This window comes from Pseudoduganella sp. GW821-FHT05F09 (assembly GCF_059419605.1).
This window is the reverse complement of sequence record NZ_JBWKSD010000006.1, coordinates 226726-250370: the sequence shown is the minus strand read 5'-3', so window position 1 is coordinate 250370 and position 23645 is coordinate 226726. Positions and strand designations below refer to the sequence as shown.

Below are 23645 nucleotides of genomic sequence, written 5' to 3'. Positions count from 1 at the left end.
TTGCGTAAAACACAATCACTCCGCTCAGTTGATCTTCACCAGGGCGCCGCCTATGGTCATGATGCCGCCCGCCTTGAGCGTGGCCATGCCGTCGGCCTCCACCTTCACCTCCGGCGACTTGATGGTGATCTTGGCCGGTTCCATCTTGATGCTGGTGCCGCCCACCTTCAGCTCTATCGACGTGGTGGCCTCGATCACGATGGTCTTCGACACCGTCACCTTCTGGTCGCCCTTGATGGCCGTGGTCTGGTTGCCGCCCACGTCCAGCTTCCGGTCCACGGCGATCTTCATGGTCTGGTTGTTGTCCACCTTGAGAGTCTGGTCGTTGGTCACGGTGATGATCTGGTCGTGGTCCACCGTTACCGTGTGGTCGTTCACCACGTGCTCCTTGTGGTCATGCCCCACGTCCAGGCTGCGGTCGTTCTTGATCTGTATGGTCTGGTCGCCCTTGTCCTTCTTCTCGAAACCGACCTTCAGCGTGTCGTTGTTTTTCACCACGCGGTTGAAGTCCTTCTCGGCCTGGACGTAGATCTCCTCGGCGTCCTTCTTGTCCTCGAAGCGGATCTCGTTGTAGCCACCCCCGCCCTTGCTGGTGTTGGTCTTGACGGTGGACTTGGTCTGCTCGCCCGGCAGCGCATACGGCGGCATGGCGTCGCTGTTGTAGACGCAGCCGGTGACCAGCGGCCGGTCCGGATCGCCCTCCAGGAAGCTCACCACCACCTCCATGCCGATACGCGGAATGAACACGCTGCCCCAGCCCGCACCGGCCCAGCTCTGCTGCACGCGCACCCAGCACGAACTGAGCTCGTCCTCCTTGCCCTCGCGGTCCCAGTGGAACTGCACCTTCACACGGCCGTACTTGTCGGTCCAGATCTCCTCGCCCGCCTTGCCCACCACCATGGCGGTCTGCGGCCCCTGCACCACCGGCTTGGCGATGGTGCGCGGCGCGCGGTAGCTGTGCTCCTTGCCGATGGCGTTGAACACGCAGCGGAAGTCCAGCGGCGTGTCGCCGCCGGTGGCGTAGTCGTCGCCGACAATTTCATACTGCGCGCCGGTGACCAGGAATTCGCGGTTCTGGTCCGAGCGCGGATGGTGCACCAGCTTGAACAGGCCGCCCGGGAACAGGCCGCGCGCATTGGTGTCGGCGGAGATCTCCTCGCACTGGCCATGCAGGCCTTCCATGCGGCCGCGCGCCAATGTGGTGCCCGTGGCCGCCACGTTGTACAGGCCGGGATAGTCGTACATCTCGTAGGCCTGCTGATCGAAGGCCGCCGCGATGGTGGACTTCACTTTCAGCCCGCCGCTGTTGCTGGCGGCGGCTTTTTCAAAGTCGAAATCGTTCAGCGCATAGCTGCTGGCCTGGATCGCGCCCGCCGCAGCCCAGCCGTACACCGCCTCCTGGTCCACGATGCGGCGGCCCGCCTCGCCGGAAAACTCCACGCTGGCGTAGCCGGGCAGGCTCTGGTGGGCGCTGTAGGAGTCGGCCAGCACCATGGTGTGCTTGCTGGCGTCGTGCGTGAAGTAGAAGTAGATGCCCTCGTTCTGCAGCAGGCGGCAGACAAAGTTGAAGTCCGTCTCGCGGTACTGCACGCAATACGTCATCGCCTCGTAAGTACCGCTCAGCGAAGACACGTTCAGGTCAATGGCGCCGCCGTAGGCCGCGTCCTGGCACACCGCCTTGACGATATCGAGTACGTTCTTGTCCTGGAAAATGCGGCAGTTGGAAGAGCGCGTCAGCAGCCACAGGCCGGGGTGGACGGTGGCCTCGTAGCGCGCCAGGCTGCCGTACCAGCCGGTGCAGGCAAAGCGCGTGACGATGCCGTGGAAATGCCGCACGCCGTCCACCAGGTTCATATGCACGCCCAGCGGCTTGCCCAGCACGTCGGCGATCTTCACGTCCGGCTTGGTGCTCAGCAGCTGGACGCGGAATTCGGACAACTGCCCCAGCCGCTCGCTGCCGCTCATGCGGTCGAACAGCAGCACATCGGTTCCCAGGCTGCTGGTAACGTTTACTTCTCGGTTGGCTTGCGTAACTGGCATACGGGGTCCGGTCCGGAATCAGGGGATCATGGTTTTGGTGGTGCCCGGCTTGGTGAAGGCGATCACGCCTCCCCAGTTGCACATGCACTTGGCGACATTGTCCAGCGCCGGCATATTCGCGATCAGCACCGTCGGCGCGCCCGGCACCCAGGGCGCGGACGTCATCGGTATGCAGGGCATGGGCGTGAGCACGCCCAGCGCGGCGGCGGTGGCGGCGGCCACGGTTGGATTGGCCATCGAATTGCATACGCCGAAGGGCATGATGTTGACCATGGGTTTATGGTCCATGATGTTGGCCGCCGGCGGCCCTTCGGCCATCACCTTGTTCGCGGGAAGCACCACCAGCGTCGACGGCGCGGCGCCGAACGTGCAAGTCATCATCGCTCCCATCACCACCTGATTTGGCATATCCCCTCCTGGGCCTATTATGACCGAAAAAACTGTCTTAAAGGTAAGGTTTTAGGATAAGCTCCACAACACCATCACGTATCGACGAGGGACAGTCATGGCCACATCGCTGACATTCGAATTCGGATTTGCCGCCGCCGGCCCGCAGGAAGCCGGCGAGGACGGGCAGCCCATGCGCATATTGGTGATGGGGGACTTCAGCGGCCGCGCCGCAACGCCCCATGCTGCGGGCCTGGGTGTGCCGCGCCGGGTCGACCTGGACAATTTCGACCACCTGCTGGCGCAGCTGGCGCAGCTGGCGCCCAGCGTGCAAGTCACGCTGGACGGCGCCATCTGCACCTTCCAGTTCCACGAGCTGGACGATTTTCATCCCGACCAGCTGTATCAAAAATCAGACGCATTCGCGGCGCTGCGCGCGCAGCGCCAGCAGCTGCGCAATCCCGCCACCTTCGCGGCGGCCGCCGCCGCGCTGCAATCGAACACCGGCGCGGCAGCCGCGCCGCCCGCGCCTGCCCAGCCCCACCAGCCAGCCGCCAGCGACTTCGCCAGCCTGCTCGGAGGCCAGGTGCGCCAGCCGGCCGCGCCGGCAAGCGGCCTGCCGGATATCGACCAGCTGATACGCCGCATCGTCGGCGCCATGCCCTCCGGCGCAGACCCGCGCCAGGCCGAATACGTGGCCGCGCTGGACGGCGTGGTCGCCCAGCGCATGCGCGCCGTGCTGCATGCGCCGCAGTTCCAGGCGCTGGAAGCCAACTGGCGCGGCCTGTACCAGATTGTCACCGGCCTCGAACTGGGCCAGGACTTGCAGCTCTACATAATGGATGCGGACAAAACCGCCTTGCAGGCCGATATCGACGCGGCCGACGGCGCGCTGGAAACCAGCACGCTGCACAAGCTGCTGGTTGAGCAGCCGCGCATGGGCGCCGATGCCGCGCCCTGGTCCGTGCTGTGCGGCGCCTACAGCTTTGGTCCCGGCGAGGCGGACATCGGCCTGCTGGCCGCGCTGGGCGCGCTGGCCGCCCGCGCGCAAGCGCCCTTCCTGGCCGACGCCAGCGCTGCGCTGGCCGGCGCCACCTCGCTGGCCGACCAGCCAGACGCATCGAGCTGGCAGGCCCTCGATGCCGCAGCCGAAGCCCGCTGGCAAGCGCTGCGCGCCACGCCGCAGGCCAGCTGGCTGGGGCTGGCGCTGCCGCGCGTGCTGCTGCGCCTGCCCTACGGCAAAGCCACCGACAGCATCGACCAGTTTGCATTCGAAGAAGCGGACGCGGGCCACGAGCATGAGGACTACCTGTGGGGCCACGCCTCGCTGGCCTGCGCCATGCTGCTGGGCCGCGCCTTCGAAGACAGCGCCTGGGACATGTCGCCCGGCGACGCGCTGGACCTGGACGACCTGCCCGCCCACACCGTGCGCCGCGATGGGCAGCCCCATATGCAGGCATGTGCCGAGGCCTTCCTGTCCGAGCGGGCCGGAACCGTGCTGCTGGAGCGCGGCCTGATACCGCTGCTCAGCTTCAAGAACCGCAATGCCGCGCGCCTGCTGCGCAGCCAGTCCATCTCCCAACCCGCCCGGGCACTGTCCGGCGCATGGAATTCCTGAGCCAGAATGAAGAAGAAAGCCTTGCAGAAAATCTCGCTGGACGACGCGCTGCAGCTGGCGGTGTCGGTGCACCGCCAGGGCAAGCCGCGCCTCGCGGCGCAGCACTACGAAGCCATACTCCAGGTGGCGCCCACCCATCCGGACGCGCTGCACTACATGGGCGTGGCCCAGCACCAGCTGGGCAACCACGAAGGCGCGGTCAACCTGATCAGCCGCGCGCTGCAGGCGGCCCCGGACTATGTGGACGCGCGCAACAACCTGGGCAACGTGCAAAAGGAGATGGGCCGCCACGTGGACGCCGAACATTCCTACCGCGCCGTGCTGGAAGCGCGGCCGGACTTCGCAATGGCCCACAACAACCTGGGCGTGGTGCTGCGCGCGCAGGAGCGCCTTGAGGAGGCGGCCGCCGCCTACCGGCAAGCCATCACGCTGTCGCCCGAGTTTGCGCAAGGCTGGATCAACCTGGGCCATGTGCTGAAGAAAACCGGCGACTTCAACGAGGCGCTCAGCGCCTACAAGAAGGCCATACTGCTCTCGCCGGACAATCCGGACCTGTACCGCAGCCTGGCGCGCGCGCTGGTGTCGCAGCAGCGGGATGAGGAGGCGTTGGCAGTCTACCGCCAGTGGGAGAAAATCGATCCGGACAATCCAGTGGTCAAGCACCACATCGCCGCCTGCCAGGGCGCCGCCGCGCCCGAGCGCGCGTCGGACTCCTATGTGCAGACCGTGTTCGACCGCTTTGCGGACAGCTTCGACGAAGTGCTGGCCAGGCTGGAATACTGCGCCCCCGCCATGTGCGGCGAGATGGTCGCCTCGCTGCTGGGCGAGGCAAGCGCGGCGCAGCGCACGCTGGATGTGCTGGACGCCGGCTGCGGCACCGGTTTGTGCGGTCCGCTGCTGCGGCCTTACGCCAAGCGGCTGGAAGGCGTCGACCTGTCGGCCGGCATGCTGGCCAAGGCGGGCAAGCGGCGCGACTACGACAAACTGCACGAGGCGGAGCTGACCGCCTGGCTGTCCGCCCATGCGGGCGCCTACGACCTGATCGTCTCCGCCGACACGCTCTGCTACTTCGGCGCGCTGGAAGCGCTGTTGAACGGCTCAGCCGCAGCGCTGCGGGCCGGCGGCCACCTGGTGTTCACCGTCGAAGCGACGCAGGACGCCGCAGCCGCCCCCCAGTTCCTGCTCCACGCGCACGGCCGCTACAGCCACGCCGAACCATATGTACGCGGCACGCTGGCCGCCGCTGGCCTGGAGCTCACGCAACTGCGCCACATCACCCTGCGCCAGGAAGCCGGCAAGCCTGTTGCGGGCCTGCTGGTCGGCGCAACAAAGCCCGGACCAGCGCTCGCCGCACAGGAGATGCCGCATGCTCGTTGAAGTCCAAGTCACCATCCAGGGCAGCAAAGCCGCGATCTGGGCCGCGATGACGGACATCGAAGGCGCCGCGAAGATCATCCGGGGAATCGACAATATCGAAGTGGTCGAACGCCCGGCGCATGGACTCGTGGGCTTGAAGTGGCGGGAAACCCGCATGCTGTTCGGTAAACCAGCCACTGCGGAAAAGTGGATCACCGACGCGGTTGAAAACCAGTTCTACAAAACCAGGGCCGAAAGCGACGGCTTCATATTCCTGTCCACCACCAGCATCTCCGAAAGCAGCGGCGGCTTTACGCTAACCAGTTTTCACGACTCCCAGCCGCAAAGCTTCACCGCAAAACTCATGTCGATCCCGATGGGACTTCTGTTCAAGGGCGAGGCCAGTAAGGCCCTGCTGCAAGACCTGATCGACATCAAGTCCGCAGTTGAGCAGAAATAAGCCATCTTATTTGACGGCCGCCGGCCGCGCCGGCGCTGCAGGCGCCATCAGGCGCTTGATGGCCAGTTGAACCGCGAGCGCGCAGGCGAAGGCTGCGGCAAAGGCGGTGGCGACGCTGTCGCCGCGCAGCTGCAAGGACAGCACGAGGCAGAACGTGGCGAAGGCGAAGTAGCCGTAGACCATGCCGCGCAGCAGGGCCACCGCGAAGGCGCGGCCGGAGCGCACATGCGAAAAGCCCACCAGCACGGTGCTCATCACGGGGAACATGGCGAAGAATCCGCTCAGGCGCGCGCCTATCGCGGCGGCGCCGTAGCTCACGGCCAGCACCAGCGCCGCCCCGGCCAGCATGCGCCACGGCAGGTCGCTGGCCGCGGCAGCGCCAGCCGCCGGACGCGCCTGGGCCGGGACTGCACCGGCGGAAGGCTCCGGCGGAAACAGCTTGGGCGACACCAGCAAGGCCAGCACCACCAGCACGAAGCAAGCCTCCACCGGCAGCGGCACGGCCTTCAGGCCCGCCACCGCCACGCCCCAGGCCAGCAATGCGCCCAGCATGGACAGCGCCATGCCGAAGCGCTGCGCCGCCCACGCGTAGACGATGCTGAACACCAGGATGGCCAGCACCGCCAGCAGCGTGCCTTCGGCGGCGCGCGCCGCGAAGGCGGCGCCCTGCTCCAGCGCCACCGTCAGCAGGATAGGCCCGGATACGATGGGAAAGGCGGACATCCATCCCGCCACCCCCGGCCCCCATTTGCGGCCCGCCAGCGTTACTGCATAAATCAAGACAGGAACAAGCAACAGCTTCAACAGCAAAACAAACGGCATCTATCAGGTATCCGTGCGCATGAAGTTATCGATATTCTTCACCAGGAAGGTGGGCGGAATGGTGTTGAGCTCCATGATGTGCTTGCACTTGGCCTCGTCCACGAAGTCTATCATCACGAAGTTGGGCATGAAGGCCTTGAGCACCGTGCCGCTGGCGAAGCCGTCTATCTTGGCGAACTTGCTCATGCGCGAAGTGATGGCCTCGTCCAGCCCGTTGGTCCACATGTCCTTCAGCTTGGCCACGTTGGGCGCGGTCCACATGCCGGTGTTGCGGTCGCGGATGCTTTCGAACACGCCCGTCGTGGTCCAGTACATCATGCCGACCACATTCGGATTGCCGTCGCCGCCGCGCGCCATCAGCTTGCGCTGCTTCTTGATGTTCTGCTCGATTTTGCCAAACGGCTTGCCCACGCTGGTGCCGCCCTTGCCGAAATATTGCATGCCGTCGTAGACGTCCTTGTAGGTGCTGCCGGCCTTGCTCAGGTTCTTGATGCCCAATATGCCCTGGGCCGCGCTGTAGGTGCCGCGCACCAGTTCCAGGCCGTCCGAGGCGAACAGCACGATCACCTTGCCCTGCAGCTGGCGCAGCGTCTTGTTGTTCAGGTTGCCGGCGCCCTTGTAGATTTTATCGCCCAGCACCTGCACGCAAGCCTCGGCGATCATCTCCCAGTTGTGGCAATGGTCGAACTTAAGTATCACGAACTCGCTGGGGTTGTTGGTGACGAAGCGCGACGCGTCGGTCAGGATCTTGGTCAGCGACAGGCCGTACTCGCCGCCCCACATGCTTTTCACCTTGGCGGTGGCGGCGGTGCCGGTGCGCAGGTCCACGCCGGTGGTATTGCTCTCAGGTCCCTTGCCGTGATAGGCCTTCAGCGTCACCACCTTTTCCGCGCCGCCCTTCTTGACCACCGCGCCGGTGATGCGTATGTCGAACAGGCGCGCGCCGGCGACGGCCTGGTCATGGATGTCCAGGTCCTGGGTCTGCGTGTTGGCGCCGCCCAGGGTTACGGCCGCGTCGTGGCTGCCCGCCATGACGACTTCATTCAGCTTCTTGTCCGGGCCCAGCTCGTAGTAGTTAATCATGGTTTCCCCTCCAGCTCAATCAATCGAAACGATAAGAGAATTCGCCTTCTTTTACATCAACCTGTACCCCGCCGATGGCGTCGCCCTGCATCATGCGGTTCAGGAATTCGCGGCTGATATCGGGCAGCATGGTGTTGGTCAGAATGGCGTCTATCATGCGGCCGCCGGACTCGCCCTCGGTGCAGCGCGACACCACCAGCTTGACCACCTCCTCGGTGTAGTTGAACGGGATCTTGTAGCGCGCCTCGACGCGCTTCTTGATGCGGTTCAGCTGCAGCTTGACGATCTGGCCCAGCATCTGGTCCGACAGCGGGTAGTAAGGGATGGTGACGATGCGGCCCAGCAGCGCAGGCGGGAACACCTTCAGCATGGGTGCGCGCAGCGCCTTGGCCATACCGTCCGGGTCGGGCATCAGGTCAGGGTCCTTGCACAGGCCCGCGATCAGGTCCGTGCCGGCGTTGGTGGTGAGGATGATCAGCGTGTTCTTGAAGTCGATGAAGCGGCCCTCGCCGTCTTCCATGAAGCCCTTGTCGAACACCTGGAAGAACATCTCGTGCACGTCCGGGTGGGCTTTCTCCACCTCGTCCAGCAGCACCACCGAGTACGGCTTGCGGCGCACCGCTTCGGTCAGCACGCCGCCTTCGCCGTAGCCCACGTAGCCGGGCGGCGCGCCTTTCAGCGTGGAGACGGTGTGCGCCTCCTGGTACTCGCTCATGTTGATGGTGATCAGATTCTGTTCGCCGCCGTACAGCGCTTCGGCCAGGGCCAGCGCGGTTTCGGTCTTGCCGACGCCGGAGGTACCGGCCAGCATGAACACGCCGATAGGCTTGCTCGGATTGTCCAGCCCCGCGCGCGAAGTCTGGATGCGCTTGGCGATCATTTCCATCGCATGGTCCTGGCCAATCACGCGCTGGCTCAGCAGCGAAGCCACCTTGAGGATGGTCTCCATTTCGTTCTTGGCCATGCGGCCAACCGGGATGCCGGTCCAGTCGCCCACCACCGCCGCCACCGCCTGGTAGTCCACGGTCGGCAGGATGAGCGGGGATTCGCCTTGCAGCTCGCTCAGCTTCGTCTGCACGCCTTGCAGTTCCTCCATCAGCGCGGCGCGCTCTTCGGCGCTCAGGCCGTTGCCAACCTCCTTGCCCGCCAGTTCGGCTTCGGCGCCGGCCTCCAGCGCGCTGCCCGTGCCTTCGACCGGCGATGCGACGTCGCGCAGCTTGGCACGCAAGGCCAGCAGCTGGTCCACCAGTTCACGCTCGGCGTTCCAGCGCGTCTCCAGGCCGGCCAGGCGTTCGCGTTCGGCGCCCAGCAAGTCGTCCGCATCGGACTTGCGCTTGCCGATGTCGATGCCGATGGCGCTTTCGCGGCCGATGATGCCCAGTTCGGTTTCCAGCGCTTCGATGCGCTTGCGGCTGTCGTCCACTTCCGCCGGGGTGGCGTGCAGGCTCACGGCCACGCGCGCGCAGGCCGTGTCGAGCAGGCTGACCGACTTGTCCGGCAGCTGGCGCGCCGGAATGTAGCGGTGCGACAGCTTAACCGCCGCTTCCAGCGCCTCGTCCAGGATCTGCACCTTGTGGTGCTTCTCCATGGTGGAGGCCACGCCGCGCATCATCAGGATGGCGCGTTCCTCGCTCGGCTCGTCCACTTGCACGGTCTGGAAGCGGCGCGTCAGCGCTGGGTCTTTCTCGATGTGCTTCTTGTATTCGGCGAAGGTGGTCGCGCCTATGGTGCGCAGGGTACCGCGCGCCAGGGCCGGCTTCAGCAGGTTGGCCGCGTCGCCGGTACCGGCCGCGCCGCCCGCGCCCACCAGCGTGTGCGTCTCGTCGATGAACAGGATGATGGGTTTCGGGCTGCCCTGCACTTCGTCGATGACGGAACGCAGGCGCTGCTCGAACTCGCCCTTCATGCTGGCGCCGGCCTGCAGCAGGCCCACGTCCAGCGTCAGCAGCTGCACGTCCTTCAGGCTGGGCGGCACGTCGCCGCGCGCGATGCGCTGCGCAAAGCCTTCCACCACGGCGGTCTTGCCCACGCCGGCCTCGCCCACCAGGATGGGATTGTTCTGGCGGCGGCGCATCAGGATATCCACCACTTGGCGGATTTCGTCGTCGCGGCCCACGATGGGGTCCATCTTGCCGCTGCGGGCCTGCTCGGTCAGGTCCACGGTGAATTTCTTGAGCGCTTCCTGCTTGCCCATCGCCGCCGGCGCGATGGCGCCCGAGGCTTCGCCCGGGGCGGCGCCGCCGCCGGCCTGGAAGCCGTCCGTGGCCGTCATCTGCGATTCAGGCGAATCCTTCAGCAGGCTGGCGAATTTTTCGCTCAGGTCGTCGCCCTTGATCTTCTGGAACTGGGCCGACATGCCGTACAGCGCGTTGCGCAGGCTGGAGGTCTTCAGCATGCCGATCAGGATATGGCCGGAGCGCACCTGCGATTCGCCGAACATCAGCGTGCCGTACACCCAGGCGCGCTCCACGGATTCCTCCAGCTGCGAGGACAGGTCGATGCCGGACGTGGAGCCGCGCGGCAGCCGGTCCAGCGCCGCGGTCAGGTCGCGCGCCAGCGCGGCCGCGTCCAGTTCATAGTGCTTCATCAGGCGCAGCAGGTCGGAGTCCTGCAGCTGCAGGATCTGGTGCATCCAGTGCACCAGTTCCACGTAGGGATTCCCACGCAGCTTGCAGAAAACGGTACTGCTTTCGATGGCGCGGTAGCACAGCGAATTCAATTTGCCGAACAGGGCAACGCGACTAATTTCTGCCATGGTGTTTTTCCTTAGCCCGCATGGGCGCTTGGGTTGATGAGCAATTGGTCCGGATTGCGGCTGGGCGCCGTGCTGGCCGGCCAGGTGCTCCAGCCGAGGCGGAGGCCGCGCCCGCTGGAGTCCCTGCCCAGCCGCAATGCCGGGGTTTCTTCCTTCTTCAAAATCAGCCGCACGTCCCAGTCCAGGGCCGTGCCCGCGTAGTTGCGCACCCAGGCCAGCAGGCGCTTCATGCTGTCCCCGCCGGGCAGCATGCGTTCATAGTCGGCAAAGCCCATGGGGCCGATGACGATGCGGAATTTGTTCTGGCTGTCCCACACCTTGCTGCCAAGGACGGTGGAAATGCCGAGCCGGTTGCCGTCCTCCACGCCACCCAGGCGCGACTGGATTTCCAGCGGCAGCCGCATCCAGTGGCCCACGAACTGCTCCACCTGCACCGGCAGCTTGAAGTACTCGCGCAGGATGGACACCAGGCCGGACGCGGGCCGCGCGTTGTTGGCCAGCAGGCCGGCGAAGTGCAGCTTGGCGAAGTCGCCGATCTCGTCGCGCTGGCGCAGCGCGGGCGAGCCGATGCCGAACAGGCTGCCGACGAATTCGGCGTAGCGGTCGGTCTCTTCGCGGTCCAAGTTGATGGCCGGCTCGGCCTGCGCCTTGGCGCGGTAGAACAGCGACAGCATGCGGTGGTGGAACACGTCCAGGAAGGCCAGCATGGTGCCGTCGCCGCCGTTGCGCAGGCGGTCGCGCACGTATTCGGTGATATGCGTCGGCATCGGCCCGTTGGCGCCCAGCAGGCCGAAGAAATTGACCGCCAGCCGCGCCCTGGAATCCGGCCCGTTCGCGCCGGCGCGCAGGAACTGGCCCAGCGCGGTGGCGTGGAAGGTCAGCGCCGGGTCCTGGCCAAAGCGCACCGCGTCGTCGCGCGGACGCAGCGAGGCGCCGATGCGCGGCAGCTCCGGGTGCGCGTTCTCGATCAGCCGCAGCACCTGGAAAAAGTCCATGCGCGCGGCATTGCGCTCCAGCTCCAGGTCCAGTTCTACAGGATCGCGCATGCGCCTCCCTTGGCCGGCCAGCGCATGATTTCGCCCCGCCCCACGGTGCGCACCACGGTCTCGGTGAAGGAATTGATGGACACGTACTGCGCGAAGAACTGCGCCAGCACGCCGCCCAGCAGGAAGGCGCCGGTGCCCTCGAAGGCCGCGTCGTCCAGCGTGACGGTCACTTGCAGGCCGCGCCCGAAGGTGATCGGTCCCGGCGAGGGCATGCGGCGCGTGATGCTGGAAGTGCTGATGGACTGCACGCCCTCGATCTGGCGCTGGCCGTTCAGGTCGCCCGGATGGCAGTACAGCGACAGCATCTCGCGCAGCGCCACCGCGCCCTGGCGCGGATCGCTGTCGGTCAGCGACAAATAATTGAGCGACAGGTGGTTCAGCAGCCGCCACGCCACCGCGCCCTCGGCGAAGGAGGCGTTCGGCTGGCTGGGGCCGGCCAGGCAGCGCACCGCCGTCACCGGCGCGCCGGAGTCGAGGATGAAATCGGTCTTGCCCACGCCCAGCGGCATGGACAGCGGCAGGTCGCGGTTGGTGCACCAGACCTGCAGGCCAAGCTGGCGCAGGTCGCTGCGGTACGGCGCTTCGGCCGCGTCGACGATGGAGATGAAGGTTTCGCTGCCGATGTAGCTCGAGCGCGGCCCCACCTTGCGCTGGCGCTGCGAGATCACGCGCGGCTCGCGCCGGATATGGTAGAAGGCCTTGTCCTGGTGCAGGCCGCCGATGTCCTTGGCCGTGTAGAAGGGCCGGAAGGTCTGCTCGGCCTGCGGGCCGGTGCCGTAGCCGGTCACGTCCTCGATCTGGAACACCTCGAAGTCCATGGGCCGCGTGCGGTCCACCAGCACGTGGTATTCGAACTGCTCGCCGCTGACGTTGATGCGGTCGGCGCGGCGCTGGAACAGGTTGATGGCGGGCGTGCAGTTGAGCGCGAAGTTGGACGCGTCCAGCATCTGCTCCAGCTGGGTGTCGCCCCGGTTCAGCAGGATGACCAGTTCGATTTCCGATTCGGCGCAGCGGCCCAGGGCGCGCCGCAGGCCGCGCAGTTCAACGAACAGGTAGCGCTGCGGGAAGGCGAAGTACTCCTGCAGCAGGCGGTAGCCCTGGAAGGTGCGGCGGCCGCTCGGCAGCAGCGCTTCCTCCTCGCCGAAACCCAGCGGCGCCACGGCGCTCTTGGGCAGCAAGGTGCTGCCGCCGGCCGACGACACCAGCACGCCCTCCACGCTGCCCAGGATTTTTTCGTAGATCTTGACCGGCATTTCGTCGCTGCCGCGCAGGTTCAGCGCCAGGCTGTCCATGTTCAGCGCGTGGAACGGCAGCCCGCCCACGGTGCGCAGGCGCAGGCGGATGCCGGCCTTGACGCCGGCCGGCAGCGCCATGGGCGCGCCGCCGAGCGCGCCGCTGTGGGTGAAGAACTTGGCTTCGGCCAGCTCCACCGGCCACATGGTCACATCGTGCGCGGTGCGGTATTCGCAGGCCGTGGTGTCGCCCTTGCCCAGCACGCTGCGCAAGGCGGTCCCGCGCGGCACCACATAGCCCTGCTTCAGGGCCGGGTTGCTCAGGTCCGGCTGCAGCTGCACCACCGCCATCGACGGCGTGGGCGCCAGGAAGTGCGGGTAGACCAGCTCCGACATGTGCTGCGTAAAGCGCGGGAACTCGGAGTCTATCTTCATCTGCACGCGCGCGGCGAGGAAGCTGAAGCCTTCCAGCAGCCGTTCCACATAGGGGTCTGCGCAGTCGAAGCCCTCCAGGCCCAGGCGGCCGGCGATCTTCGGGTATTCCTTGGCGAACTCGCCGCCCACTTCGCGCAGGTGCTGCAGCTCCTGGCTGTAATAGCGCAGCAGGCGCGGATTCATGCCGCCGCTCCCTTGCCGCCGGTGTTCTCGGTCAGGCGTATGGTGGCGCGGTCGATGTCGAGTTCCGTTTTCAGGTACAGCCGTTCAGGGTAGGGTTGCGCCCACATATCGCCTTCGATTTCAAACATGATGGTGTTGCCTTCCGACTTCTGGGACATCGCCTTCACGCTGACGGTGGCGCGTATCAGGCGCGGCTCGAAGTCCCAGATCGCCTGGCGGATGCCGCGTTCCAGGTCGGTCAGGTTCATGCCCGCCACGGAGATGCCGGAGATGTCCGGCATGCCGTAGTTGACCACCGAGTTGGCCACGTGCGGCAGTTTCGGAAAGTCGGTGACCGACAGCAGATTGGTGGTGTTGAGCAGCCAGGCCAGGTCGCGCAGCACGCTTTCGCGCAGGGTGCGCAGCGACAGCACGCGCCGTTCGCGCGATTCCACGCCGCTGTCGGGCTCATCGTCGGTGAGGCGGTCCAGCAGCGAGGGCTGCAAGCGCTCCCGGGGCGCCAGTTCAGCCATTGGCGGGCGCGTCTGCTGCTTCGGAGACGGCGCCGGCGCCGTCGTCAAATTCCACGGTACGCACGTCCATCAGCGCGTAGTCGGCGGCGTCGGTGGCCAGCATGCGCTGGCCCAGGCCTATGCCCTCCCCGCTCCATTCGGTGCGGCGCGCCAGCAGCAGCGCGTCGTCGGCGCCGGGGTGCACCGTGCCCGCGTAGCGCGTCGGGATCAGGCCGACCGTGCTGGCGCCGTTGGTCCAGGTGAAGGTGGCCGGCATCCAGACCTTGTCGCGCAGGTCGGCCGGCGCGGCTATCTCGATGCGGCTCACGTGCTGCACCGGCACCCAGATGTAGCGCCCGTTCATGATCACTTCGAGCACCGGGCCGATGCGGGCGTCCGCGTCGGCCAGCCAGGCAAAGGGCTCGCCGTTGATGCTGCCGGAGCTGGCCGGCGCGTCTTCGAAGGCGCGCGCGCGGGCCGCCGCGCCACCGGCGGCATTGCCCTCGCCTTCCAGCTTGAGGGCCTCGGCCACCAGCGCTATCCACGGCAGCGGCTCACCGAACACCACGGGCAGGCGCTTGCCGGCAAAAATTTCGTCGCGCAGCGCCTCGCACTGGATCGCTTCGCGGTAGGTTTGCGCCATCGGCAGGGTGGCGGCGTCGAGTTCGGCGGCCACGTTCAGCTGCGTCAGCGCGCGGTTCCACTGTCCCTGCACGCATAGCAGCTGGAACAGGAAGGTGCGGTATTTCGCGTTCGAGGGGTCTTTACGGATCTGGTCCTGCAGCGCGGTGAGCGCGGCGCCAAGCTGGCCATCACTAATAAGCTGTTGCGCGTCCATAAGGAGCCCTGGTGGAAGTCAAAAAACAGGTGAAAAAAAAGCCGGGGCGACCATGCCCCGGCTGCATGCGATTACTTCGCCACGTTGCCGGCGATGTCGTAGTTGAACACGCCGCCGGAAGCGGTAACGCCCTTCTCGTTCTGCAGGAAGTATTCCATCTTCACTTCAGCGAAATTCAGGCTGATGTTTTCGGTCAGGCGGTCTTCGCCGCCGCTGCCGCCGGTCGACAGCGACGTGACCAGCACCTTGGTCATGGTGATTTCCAGGTACTTCTGCTGGCCTTCGCCGGCCTTGCGCACCAGCAGCTTGGCCACCGGAATGTGCGAGCCCTTGGCCAGCGCGCTCAGGATCGCGGTCGAGGACTTGTCCAGGTACTTGGTGATCGAGATATCCTGGAAATTGGCCTTGCCCGCGCCGCCGCCGCCGCCGGTGTGGAAGGAACCGGCGTTCGAAGCGCCCCAGCTCCATGCCAGCACGTCGATATCGCCAGCCGCTTTTTGCGCTTTGTCCTGGGTTTCACCTTTGATGGTGGCGCCCAGATTCAGGAACATGTCTATTGCCATCTTATTCTCCTAGTGTGTGGTCCGACTTGATCTAACTACGATGAAAAACTTAGCCGCCCTTGGCCGACGGCAGCTTCGATACCAGACGCAGCGACACCGTCAGGCCTTCCAGCTGGTAATGCGGACGCAGGAAGAACTTCGAGGTGTAGTAACCCGGATTGCCTTCAACTTCCTCCAGTATCACTTCCGCCGCGGCCAGCGGTTTCGTGGCCTTGGTTCCTTCGCTGGAGTTGGCCGGATCGCCGTCGACGTAGCGGTTGATCCAGTTGCTCAGCCAGCGCTCCATCTCATCGCGCCCCTTGAAGGAACCGATCTTGTCACGCACGATGCACTTCAGGTAATGCGCAAAACGGCAGGTGGCGAACAGGTAAGGCAGACGCGCGCCCAGGTTGGCGTTGGCGGTGGCGTCCGGGTCGTCGTATTCGGCCGGCTTGTGCAGCGACTGCGCGCCGATGAAGGCGGCGAAGTCGGTGTTCTTCTTGTGCACCAGCGGCATGAAGCCGTTGGCCGCCAGCTCCGCCTCGCGGCGGTCCGAAATGGCGATCTCGGTCGGGCACTGCATGGCCACGCCGCCGTCGTCGGTCGGGAAGCTGTGCACCGGCAGGCCTTCCACCGCGCCGCCGGACTCGATGCCGCGGATGCGCGAGCACCAGCCGTACTCCTTGAAGGAACGGTTGATGTTCACCGCCATGGCGTAGGCCGCGTTGGCCCAGGTGTAGTTCTTGCTGCCGGGGGCCGAGGTGTCTTCCTCGAAATCGAACGCTTCCACCGGATCGGTCTTGGCGCCGTAGGGCTGGCGCGCCAGGAAGCGCGGCATGGCCAGACCCACGTAGCGCGCGTCCTCGGACTCGCGGAAGGAGCGCCAGGCGGCGTGTTCGGGGGTCTGGAAGATCTTGGTCAGGTCGCGCGGATTGGACAGTTCCTGCCACGATTCCATCAGCATCACCGACGGCGCGGCGGCGGCGATCAGCGGCGCGTGCGCGGCGGCGGCGATCTTGGCCATGCCGGCCAGCAGTTCCACGTCCGGCGCGCTGTTGTCGAAGTAGTAGTCGGCCACGATGGAGCCGAACGGCTCGCCGCCGAACTGGCCGAATTCTTCCTCGTACATCTTCTTGAAGATCGGGCTCTGGTCCCAGGCCGTGCCCTTGAATTTCTTCAGGGTCTTGGCCAGGTCGTTTTTCGAGATGTTCATCACGCGGATCTTCAGCGTTTCGTCGGTCTCGGTGTTGTTCACCAGGTGGTGCAGGCCGCGCCAGGCGCCTTCCACTTTCTGGAACTCCTCGGTGTGCATGATCAGGTTGATCTGCTCGGTGAGCTTCTTGTCCAGCGCCGCGATCAGGCCCTCGATGGTGCCCAGCACGTCGTTCGAGATCAGGTTGGTGCCGCTCAGGGCCTGCTCGGCCAGCGTCTTGACCGCGTTCTCGACCGCTTCCTTGGCCTTGTCCGATTGCGGCTTGAACTCCTTCTGCAGCAAGCTGCCGAAGTCGCTCATCTCCAGGGTGCCGGCCGCGCCTTGTTGTGCTTCAGTGATCTGTGCCATCAATTCCTCCGTCGATTATTCTTGCGGCTTCGGTGCCGAGGTCAGGGCCTGCATCAGGGCCGGTTCGGCCAGCAGCTTGCCGATCAGTTCCTCGGCGCCCGTTTTGCCGTCCATATAGGTCAGCAGGTTGGACAGCTGGCCGCGCGCCTCCAGCAGCTTGTTCAGCGATTCCACCTTGCGCGCGATGGCGGCCGGGGTGAAGTCGTCCATGCTTTCAAAGGTCATGTCGACCGCCATATTGCCTTCGCCGGTCAGCGTGTTGGGCACCTGCACCGCCACGCGCGGCTTCATCGACTTCAGGCGCTCGTCGAAGTTGTCGACGTCGATCTCCAGGAACTTGCGGTCCGCCACCGGCGCCAGCGGATCGGCCGGCTGGCCCGACAAGTCGGCCAGTACGCCCATCACGAAGGGCAGTTGCACGCTTTTTTCCGCGCCGTAGACTTCCACGTCGTACTCGATCTGCACGCGCGGCGCGCGGTTGCGCGCGATGAACTTCTGGCTACTTTCTTTGCCCACGATTTACTCCTCCTAGTGATGGAAACAACCTGAATTAGTACCCTGCTTAATACTCGCTTTGCTCCTGCTGCTCGCCCTCGCGCGGCCCGCTGACCATCAGCAGCTGCGCCATGCCCTCCGGCGCCAGATCCTCCATGATTTCGAAGAAATTCTTGGGCACCAGGCGTTTTGCGCGTTCCAGCAGCAGCGGCACGGGGCTGGACGGCTCATATTTCTGGTAGTACTGGCCGATCTTGTCGAGCATGCGTATCACGTCGGCCCGGCTGGCCACTTCGCCGCTGATGGCGCCGCCGCGCGCCGCGCGTCCGCTGCCGCCCGCCGCGCCGCCGGCGTCTTCACCTTCGCCGCCGCTTTCGCCTTCCGCCGCCGCGCCGTCATCGGCCTCGCCGGCCTGCTCGGCGAAAAAGTCGCGTCCGCGCCGCAGCAGGCGCACCAGGCCGTCCAGGTTCAGCGCCTGCGAGCTGCCCACCTGGCGCACCAGTATCAGTTCTATCTGCGTGGCGCTCTCGCATGCGGCGGCCAGGCCGGCGCTGCTGGCGGCCACGCGCTCGGGGTCCGCGTCGCGCAAGGCGGCGGCAATGGAATGCACTTCAATCTTGCTTTCGCCTTCGGCCGGCGGCAGTTCGCCGCTGCTCACTTCCAGCGTGCGCAGCGACAGCGGCCCCAGTCCGGGCAGCATCAGCAGCGTGGCGTCTTTCAGCTCGCGCAGGAAGGCATTGTCGACCAGGGCGGCCAGGGAATTGATGCGCAACATGGGGTCCATGTCGTCGTCGGGGTCGAGCTGGGGATGGACGCTGTCCCAGCGCTGGTCCAGCAGGCGCTCGATCAGCGCCAGGCCGTTGGCCAAACCCGGCGCGCCTTCCAGCGCGAGCATCGCGCGCGACAGCGAAACGGCCAGCCGCAGGTCCCGGCTGCGCTCCAGCAGGTCCTTGGCCAGGCGTCTGACCACTTTCCATTCAGGAGGCACGGCCGGCGTGATGGTGTCGCCATACTGGACTTCCGGCTTGCCAAGGATAGCCTGTTCCAGTTCAAGGAACTCCGGGTCGTACTCGAGATTGGGACCGCATGGCGCGTCCGCCTCAACATCCTGAAGCAAAGAATCTATATCCACTCCACCACCCTAGGCAAATGACCGATTTCCGACCATGACTATAACTTGAAATTGGGAAAAGTGTTCTAAAAAATAATTCTATTTCGACACGAATTTGTTGCCCAAATATATTGCAAGATGTGCAGCGTTATGCTTATGCAGCGGCGCCGAGCGCGGCGAGGAATTCGCTGGCATGCTGAAAGCGCCCGCACGGCGCTTTGGCCAAGCCACGGTCGATCACGGCCTGGAAGCGCGCCAGCGCGGGCGGCAGCGGCGGCGGCGCCTCCAGCAGCACCTGCTGCATCATCTGGAAAGGCGTGCCTTCGAAGGGGCGGCGTCCGGCCAGCATCTGGTACAGCACCACGGCGGCGGCGAACAGGTCGCTGCGCGGGTCGGCCTGGCCGCGCATCTGCTCGGGCGCCATATAGCCGGGCGTGCCGTGCGCGCTGGCGGCGCCCGCTTTGACGGCAAGGCCGAAGTCGGAGATTTTCAGCGCGCCGCCCGCATCTAGCAGCAAATTGGACGGCTTGATGTCGCGGTGGACCACGCCCGCGCCGTGCGCATAGTCCAGCCCTTCCAGTATTTGTGCCATCCACGCCACGGCGCGCGCGGCCGGCAGCGGCCCCTCCTGCAGCAGCGCGGACAGCGCGGGGCCGTCCATATATTCCATTACCATGAACTCCGGCGCCGCCTCCAGCACCGCCACGATGCGCGGGTGGCGCATCCACGGCGGCGGGAAAACCAGCGCAGCGGCCTGCTTTTGCTCCAGCTTCAGCGCCATCTTCAGCACCACCGGCGCGCCGTCCGGCGCCCCTGCCAGCCACACGCCGGGAGCCAGCGCGCGCCGCAGCACATAGCCGCCTGCGCGGCCGGGCAACACGCTGCCGATATTTATTTGCATGGACGCTGGATTACAAGGTTGTCATTCGCTTATCATACGACGAGACGTTTCTGCTATAAACTTAATCTTTCCCAAGTTTTATTCCACTATCGCCACATGAATGAACTGAAGCAGCTGGGCCGGTATCAATTGTTGCGCGTGCTGGGACGCGGCGCGATGGGCCTGGTCTATGAAGGTGTCGACCCCAAGCTGAACCGCCGGGTCGCCATCAAGGTGATCCACATGGGCCGGATCGACGATCCGGCGCTGCGGGCGGAGTATTCCGCGCGCTTCACCCAGGAGGCGCAGGCGGTGGCGCGCCTGAACCACCCCAACATCGTCACCGTGTACGACTTCGGCGAGGAAAACGGCGAGGCCTACCTGGTGATGGAACTGATCGCCGGCGAGGAGCTGGGCAGCTACTTCGACGATAGCCAGGTGTTCTCGCTCGACTTTACGCTGGAAGACTCGGTGCGCATGACCTGCGAGCTGCTGGACGCGGTGGACTACGCCCACCAGCAAGGCATCATCCACCGCGACATCAAGCCCGCCAACATCATGCTCAGCGGCCAGCTGCGCGTGAAGCTGACCGATTTCGGCGTAGCCCGCATGCAGGACGTGAACACCATGCACACCGAAGCGGGCACCATGGTCGGCACGCCCAGCTATATGTCGCCCGAGCAGATCACCGGCCAGGCCGTGGGACCGCGTTCGGACATTTTCGCGGTCGGCATCATCCTGTACCAGTTCCTCACCGGCGAAAAACCCTTCGTCGGCCAGGGCCTGTTCGCGGTGCAGCAGAAGATCGTCTACGAGCAGCCTGAGCTGCCGAGCACCCTGAGCCCCCTGATCAGCCCCGCCTTCGACCGCGTGGTGCTGCGCGCGCTGGCCAAGCGCCCGGAAGACCGCTACCCGAGCGCGCGCAGCTTCAAGGAAGACCTCAAGCGCGCCCTGAACGGCGAGGAAGTGGGCCTGGACGACACCATGCCGCCGCAGGCGCGCGTGCAGAACGCCTTCCTGGCCGGCGCCGGCGCGGCATCGGGCGGCGGACATGGCGTGGGCGCCCACACCACCCTGCCCCCGTTCCAGCCCTACGCCGCCGGCGAGGACCCGGACGCCACGCAGATCTCCGGCGTCGGCCTGCCACTGCCCACGCCGCCCGGCGTGGACCAGGACGCGACCGTGGTGACCACGCCGCCCGGCGTGCGCCCTGACGTGAAACGCTGAGAGCAGCGGCCATGACCTCCGCCGAAGACCGGCTGCACTTCTTCAAGCGCCTGCAGCAGCTGACCAACAAGATCCACGCCACGCAGGATATTGACGACATCATGCTGGAGATGTCGGCCGAGCTGTGCGAGCTGTTCAGCGGCGACCGGCTCACCATCTACGCGCTGTCCGAGGACAAGGGCAGCATGGTGTCCAAGGTGAAGACCGGGCTGGCCTCGTTCAAGCAGCTCAAGCTGCCCATCTCGGCGCAAAGCATCGCCGGCTACGCGGCGCTGTCGAAGAAAATGCTCAACCTGCTGGACGTGTACGACGAAGCCGAGCTGCGGCGCCATGACGCCGCGCTGTGCTTCCAGCAGGGCGTGGACCGGCGCACCGGCTACCGCACGCAGCAAATGCTGGTGGCGCCCATCCTGGCCGAAGACGGCGCCGTGCTGGGCGTGCTCCAGCTCATCAACAACCGCAAGGGCGGCGCCTTCGACGCCATGGTGGAGGAAGGCGCGCAGCACCTGTGCGACTCCATCGCCATCGCCTTCGCGCACCGCCACAAGGCGCCCACGCGCGAGCGCAGCCGCTTCGCCGGCATGCTGTCCGAATCGGCGCTGCCGCGCACCCAGCTGGACCAGGCGCTGCGCAGCGCCGCCGCGCGCAACATCGACATCGAAGACGTGCTGCTGGACGAACTGGCCATCAAGCCGGCGCTGGTGGGCCGCGCGCTGGCCGACTTCTTCGGCGTGCCCTACTTCATGTTCCAGGTGGACCGGCGCCGCCCGCAAGGCTTGCTCGACAACTTCAACCGCGAATACGTGGTGCAGAACCAGTGGATGCCGATCGAGGAAGGCCGCCACGGCCTGTTCATCCTGGCGGTGGACCCGGACCACCTGAAGGCCAGCGGCGCCGTGCAGCGCGTGTTCCCGAACGCCACGCCTATCTATTGCGTCACCACGCGGCGCGAATTCGGCTGGATGGTGAACCAGTTCTTCGGCGCCGCCGACGCCGCAGCGGCCGACGCTTCGCCCGCCGACACGGTGCCGCCGCCGGCGCCCGCGTCCAGCGCGTTGGCTAGCCCCGTGGCCAGCCCCGTAGCCAGCACCACGGCCAACTCGGCCTCGGAAGCCACCATCATCGCCGCACCGCGCCGCCCGCCCATCCCCGCGCTGCCCGACGTCGAGCAAACCCTGATCGCCAGCGCCATCAGCCCGCTGCTGCTGGCCGCCGCGCAGCACGGCATCAGCGAACTTCACATCACCACCACGCCCGGTCCGGACGGCGAAATCCACTTCCAGGCCACCGGCGTGCTCAGAAAGGGTTAATGTCCTACCCCATCCACAACAAGCTGGTGATCGGCATCGCCTCCAGCGCCCTGTTCGACCTGTCGGCATCGCATAAAGTCTACGAGGACAGCGGCGAGGAGGAATACCGCAAATACCAGGAAGCGCATATTGATACGATCCTGGGCAAAGGCGTGGCCTTCCCCTTCATCCGCCGCTTCCTCAACATCAACAAGCACTTCCCCGGCCAGATGCCGGTGGAAGTGGTGCTCCTGTCGCGCAACTCGCCGGAAACCGGCCTGCGGGTGATGAAATCCATCGCCCACTACGGCCTGGACATCTCGCGCGCCGCCTTCGTCACCGGCAAATCGCCCTACACCTACCTGCCGGCCTTCAACACCTCGCTGTTCCTGAGCGCGAACGCGGACGACGTGCGCAGCGCGCTGGCCAACAACTACCCCGCCGGCCTGGTGCTGCCCTCGCTGATCGAGGACGACGAGGACGACATGGAGCTGCGCGTGGCCTTCGACTTCGACGGCGTGATCGCCGACGACGAATCCGAAACCGTCTACAAGCGCAACAACGACGTGGGCGAGTTCCACGCCCACGAAACCGAGCGCGTGGCCATTCCCCACCGTCCCGGCCCGCTGGCGGACCTGTTCCGCAAGCTGCACGTCATGCAGCGCTACGAAGCCGTGCTGGCGCGGCGCGACCCGGGCTACAAGCGCATCCTCAGCATCGCCATCGTCACCGCCCGCAGCGCGCCCTCGCACGAACGCGTGGTCACCACGCTGAAAAATTGGGGCGTGTCGGCCAACGAGACCTTCTTCCTGGGCGGCATGGAGAAATCGCGCGTGCTCTCCATCCTCAAACCCCACATCTTCTTCGACGACCAGCTCAGCCACCTGAAGTCCGAAGGCGGCACCATTCCCATGGTGCACGTGCCCTTCGGCGTGGCCAACCTGCCACTGGAGTAGCAGTGTGGTGGAATAGCCGCTAGTGACAATCGGCGTATTTTGCAGGCGCAGCACGCACTAGAATAGGAAAACAACTATTCCGGGAGACGCCATGAAAAAATTCGCACTCGCAGCGCTGATGGCCTGCGCCAGCCACGCCGTACTTGCCGGGGACGGTGTCCATTGGAGCTATAACGGCGCCGAAGGCCCGGACCAGTGGGCCAAGCTCTCGCCGGACAACTACGCCTGCAACGGCAAAAACCAGTCGCCTGTCGATTTGAAAGGCACCATCCACGCCGCGCTCAAGCCGCTCAAGATGGAATACCAGGCCGGCGGCGGCGAAGTGCTCAACAACGGCCACACGCTGCAAGTCGGCTTTACGCCCGGCAGCGCGCTGTGGCTGGACGGCGAGCGCTTTGAGCTGAAGCAGTACCATTTCCACGCTCCCAGCGAAAACCTGATCGCGGGCGTGTCCTATCCGCTCGAAGTCCACCTGGTCCATGCGGACAAGGACGGCAACCTGGCCGTCGTCGCCGTCATGTTCAAGCAGGGCGCCGACAACAAGGCGCTGGCCGCGCTGTGGCCGCAGTTGCCGAAGGAAGCCGGCGCCAAGGCCGCGCTGGCAGCGCCACTGAGCGCGGCCGCCCTGCTGCCCGCCAAGCGCGGCTACTACCGCTTCAGCGGCTCGCTCACCACCCCGCCCTGCTCCGAAGGCGTGCGCTGGCTGGTGATGAAAAGCCCGGTGACGGTATCCAAAGCGCAGGTCGACGCCTTCGCCGAGCTGATACACCACCCCAACAACCGTCCGGTGCAGGCCCTCAACGGCCGGCCCGTGCTCGACTGATGCAGCCTTCAGCCT

At 65.7% G+C, this 23645-nt stretch carries 21 protein-coding genes; 7 read left to right on the top strand and 14 right to left on the bottom strand.

The window, feature by feature from the left end; all coding sequences use genetic code 11:
• Positions 1 to 24: 24 nt before the first annotated feature.
• A complete protein-coding gene (locus AC07S4_RS20875; protein WP_494988478.1) occupies positions 25 to 2040 on the bottom strand; it encodes a type VI secretion system Vgr family protein in 2016 nt (671 codons plus the stop codon).
• Positions 2041 to 2058: 18 nt separating this feature from the next.
• Positions 2059 to 2448: a DUF4280 domain-containing protein gene (locus AC07S4_RS20870; RefSeq protein ID WP_494988477.1), complete on the bottom strand. Its 390-nt coding sequence runs from the start codon at positions 2446 to 2448 to the stop codon at positions 2059 to 2061.
• Positions 2449 to 2545: 97 nt separating this feature from the next.
• On the opposite strand from AC07S4_RS20870, the gene AC07S4_RS20865 reads away from it, so the two are divergent.
• The 3 genes from AC07S4_RS20865 to AC07S4_RS20855 are packed head-to-tail and all read left to right on the top strand — an operon-like array spanning position 2546 to position 5861.
• Positions 2546 to 4045 carry a type VI secretion system contractile sheath domain-containing protein gene (locus AC07S4_RS20865; RefSeq protein ID WP_494988476.1) on the top strand — a complete coding sequence of 500 codons (1500 nt, stop codon included), beginning with the start codon at positions 2546 to 2548 and terminating at the stop codon, positions 4043 to 4045.
• A 6-nt stretch (positions 4046 to 4051) separates the two neighbouring features.
• On the top strand, positions 4052 to 5422 hold the full coding sequence (locus tag AC07S4_RS20860) for a class I SAM-dependent DNA methyltransferase (RefSeq protein ID WP_494988475.1): 1371 nt from the start codon (positions 4052 to 4054) through the stop codon (positions 5420 to 5422).
• Positions 5412 to 5861, top strand: a complete 450-nt coding sequence (locus AC07S4_RS20855) for an SRPBCC family protein (RefSeq protein WP_494988474.1) — start codon at positions 5412 to 5414, stop codon at positions 5859 to 5861. The genes AC07S4_RS20860 and AC07S4_RS20855 overlap by 11 nt, the downstream gene beginning before the upstream one ends.
• 6 nt (positions 5862 to 5867) lie before the next feature.
• Here the strand turns inward: AC07S4_RS20855 and AC07S4_RS20850 are convergent, their stop codons facing one another.
• From AC07S4_RS20850 to AC07S4_RS20795, 12 genes are all read right to left on the bottom strand, one after another.
• Positions 5868 to 6584: a hypothetical protein gene (locus tag AC07S4_RS20850; RefSeq protein WP_494988473.1), complete on the bottom strand. Its 717-nt coding sequence runs from the start codon at positions 6582 to 6584 to the stop codon at positions 5868 to 5870.
• 102 nt (positions 6585 to 6686) lie between these two features.
• Positions 6687 to 7766, bottom strand: a complete 1080-nt coding sequence (locus AC07S4_RS20845; RefSeq protein ID WP_494988472.1) for a PI-PLC domain-containing protein — start codon at positions 7764 to 7766, stop codon at positions 6687 to 6689.
• A gap of 19 nt (positions 7767 to 7785) precedes the next feature.
• Complete coding sequence (gene tssH, locus AC07S4_RS20840; protein WP_494988471.1) at positions 7786 to 10521, bottom strand: type VI secretion system ATPase TssH; 2736 nt, start codon at positions 10519 to 10521, stop codon at positions 7786 to 7788.
• Between the two features lie 11 nt (positions 10522 to 10532).
• Positions 10533 to 11567, bottom strand: a complete 1035-nt coding sequence (gene tssG, locus AC07S4_RS20835; protein ID WP_494988470.1) for a type VI secretion system baseplate subunit TssG — start codon at positions 11565 to 11567, stop codon at positions 10533 to 10535.
• Complete coding sequence (gene tssF / locus AC07S4_RS20830; protein ID WP_494988469.1) at positions 11552 to 13417, bottom strand: type VI secretion system baseplate subunit TssF; 1866 nt, start codon at positions 13415 to 13417, stop codon at positions 11552 to 11554. The genes tssG and tssF overlap by 16 nt, the downstream gene beginning before the upstream one ends.
• Positions 13414 to 13929, bottom strand: coding sequence for a type VI secretion system baseplate subunit TssE (gene tssE, locus AC07S4_RS20825; RefSeq protein WP_494988468.1), 516 nt, complete (start codon positions 13927 to 13929; stop codon positions 13414 to 13416). The genes tssF and tssE overlap by 4 nt, the downstream gene beginning before the upstream one ends.
• On the bottom strand, positions 13922 to 14746 hold the full coding sequence (locus AC07S4_RS20820) for a type VI secretion system accessory protein TagJ (RefSeq protein WP_494988467.1): 825 nt from the start codon (positions 14744 to 14746) through the stop codon (positions 13922 to 13924). The genes tssE and AC07S4_RS20820 overlap by 8 nt, the downstream gene beginning before the upstream one ends.
• Before the next feature lie 71 nt (positions 14747 to 14817).
• Positions 14818 to 15309, bottom strand: coding sequence for an Hcp family type VI secretion system effector (locus AC07S4_RS20815; protein ID WP_161075304.1), 492 nt, complete (start codon positions 15307 to 15309; stop codon positions 14818 to 14820).
• A 49-nt stretch (positions 15310 to 15358) separates the two neighbouring features.
• The gene (tssC, locus tag AC07S4_RS20810) at positions 15359 to 16849 is read right to left on the bottom strand and encodes a type VI secretion system contractile sheath large subunit (RefSeq protein ID WP_494988466.1); all 1491 of its coding nucleotides are present in this window, start codon (positions 16847 to 16849) and stop codon (positions 15359 to 15361) included.
• Positions 16850 to 16864: 15 nt separating this feature from the next.
• Positions 16865 to 17365, bottom strand: a complete 501-nt coding sequence (gene tssB, locus AC07S4_RS20805) for a type VI secretion system contractile sheath small subunit (protein WP_161075306.1) — start codon at positions 17363 to 17365, stop codon at positions 16865 to 16867.
• Between the two features lie 46 nt (positions 17366 to 17411).
• Positions 17412 to 18461, bottom strand: coding sequence for a type VI secretion system protein TssA (gene tssA / locus AC07S4_RS20800; protein WP_494988465.1), 1050 nt, complete (start codon positions 18459 to 18461; stop codon positions 17412 to 17414).
• A 148-nt stretch (positions 18462 to 18609) separates the two neighbouring features.
• Positions 18610 to 19356, bottom strand: coding sequence for a serine/threonine-protein kinase (locus AC07S4_RS20795; RefSeq protein ID WP_494988464.1), 747 nt, complete (start codon positions 19354 to 19356; stop codon positions 18610 to 18612).
• Positions 19357 to 19452: 96 nt separating this feature from the next.
• On the opposite strand from AC07S4_RS20795, the gene AC07S4_RS20790 reads away from it, so the two are divergent.
• The 4 genes from AC07S4_RS20790 (at position 19453) to AC07S4_RS20775 (ending at position 23630) form a co-directional block, all read left to right on the top strand.
• A complete protein-coding gene (locus AC07S4_RS20790) occupies positions 19453 to 20562 on the top strand; it encodes a serine/threonine protein kinase (protein WP_494988463.1) in 1110 nt (369 codons plus the stop codon).
• A gap of 11 nt (positions 20563 to 20573) precedes the next feature.
• Entirely contained in the window at positions 20574 to 21872 is a 1299-nt protein-coding gene (locus AC07S4_RS20785) for a GAF domain-containing protein (RefSeq protein WP_494988462.1), read from the top strand.
• Positions 21872 to 22807 carry a 5'-nucleotidase gene (locus AC07S4_RS20780; protein ID WP_494988461.1) on the top strand — a complete coding sequence of 312 codons (936 nt, stop codon included), beginning with the start codon at positions 21872 to 21874 and terminating at the stop codon, positions 22805 to 22807. Before AC07S4_RS20785 ends, AC07S4_RS20780 begins: the two co-directional genes overlap by 1 nt.
• Before the next feature lie 91 nt (positions 22808 to 22898).
• Positions 22899 to 23630 carry a carbonic anhydrase gene (locus AC07S4_RS20775; RefSeq protein WP_494988460.1) on the top strand — a complete coding sequence of 244 codons (732 nt, stop codon included), beginning with the start codon at positions 22899 to 22901 and terminating at the stop codon, positions 23628 to 23630.
• Positions 23631 to 23645: the final 15 nt, after the last annotated feature.

Excerpts from the sequence above, each read along its gene's own strand:
- AC07S4_RS20875 (WP_494988478.1), bottom strand. The coding sequence starts at position 2,040 with ATGCCAGTTACGCAAGCCAACCGAGAAGTAAACGTTACCAGCAGCCTG.
- AC07S4_RS20870 (WP_494988477.1), bottom strand. The coding sequence starts at position 2,448 with ATGCCAAATCAGGTGGTGATGGGAGCGATGATGACTTGCACGTTCGGC.
- AC07S4_RS20865 (WP_494988476.1), top strand. The coding sequence starts at position 2,546 with ATGGCCACATCGCTGACATTCGAATTCGGATTTGCCGCCGCCGGCCCG.
- AC07S4_RS20860 (WP_494988475.1), top strand. The coding sequence starts at position 4,052 with ATGAAGAAGAAAGCCTTGCAGAAAATCTCGCTGGACGACGCGCTGCAG.
- AC07S4_RS20855 (WP_494988474.1), top strand. The coding sequence starts at position 5,412 with ATGCTCGTTGAAGTCCAAGTCACCATCCAGGGCAGCAAAGCCGCGATC.
- AC07S4_RS20850 (WP_494988473.1), bottom strand. The coding sequence starts at position 6,584 with ATGTCCGCCTTTCCCATCGTATCCGGGCCTATCCTGCTGACGGTGGCG.
- AC07S4_RS20845 (WP_494988472.1), bottom strand. The coding sequence starts at position 7,766 with ATGATTAACTACTACGAGCTGGGCCCGGACAAGAAGCTGAATGAAGTC.
- tssH (WP_494988471.1), bottom strand. The coding sequence starts at position 10,521 with ATGGCAGAAATTAGTCGCGTTGCCCTGTTCGGCAAATTGAATTCGCTG.
- tssG (WP_494988470.1), bottom strand. The coding sequence starts at position 11,567 with ATGCGCGATCCTGTAGAACTGGACCTGGAGCTGGAGCGCAATGCCGCG.
- tssF (WP_494988469.1), bottom strand. The coding sequence starts at position 13,417 with ATGAATCCGCGCCTGCTGCGCTATTACAGCCAGGAGCTGCAGCACCTG.
- tssE (WP_494988468.1), bottom strand. The coding sequence starts at position 13,929 with ATGGCTGAACTGGCGCCCCGGGAGCGCTTGCAGCCCTCGCTGCTGGAC.
- AC07S4_RS20820 (WP_494988467.1), bottom strand. The coding sequence starts at position 14,746 with ATGGACGCGCAACAGCTTATTAGTGATGGCCAGCTTGGCGCCGCGCTC.
- AC07S4_RS20815 (WP_161075304.1), bottom strand. The coding sequence starts at position 15,309 with ATGGCAATAGACATGTTCCTGAATCTGGGCGCCACCATCAAAGGTGAA.
- tssC (WP_494988466.1), bottom strand. The coding sequence starts at position 16,849 with ATGGCACAGATCACTGAAGCACAACAAGGCGCGGCCGGCACCCTGGAG.
- AC07S4_RS20795 (WP_494988464.1), bottom strand. The coding sequence starts at position 19,356 with ATGCAAATAAATATCGGCAGCGTGTTGCCCGGCCGCGCAGGCGGCTAT.
- AC07S4_RS20790 (WP_494988463.1), top strand. The coding sequence starts at position 19,453 with ATGAATGAACTGAAGCAGCTGGGCCGGTATCAATTGTTGCGCGTGCTG.
- AC07S4_RS20785 (WP_494988462.1), top strand. The coding sequence starts at position 20,574 with ATGACCTCCGCCGAAGACCGGCTGCACTTCTTCAAGCGCCTGCAGCAG.
- AC07S4_RS20780 (WP_494988461.1), top strand. The coding sequence starts at position 21,872 with ATGTCCTACCCCATCCACAACAAGCTGGTGATCGGCATCGCCTCCAGC.
- AC07S4_RS20775 (WP_494988460.1), top strand. The coding sequence starts at position 22,899 with ATGAAAAAATTCGCACTCGCAGCGCTGATGGCCTGCGCCAGCCACGCC.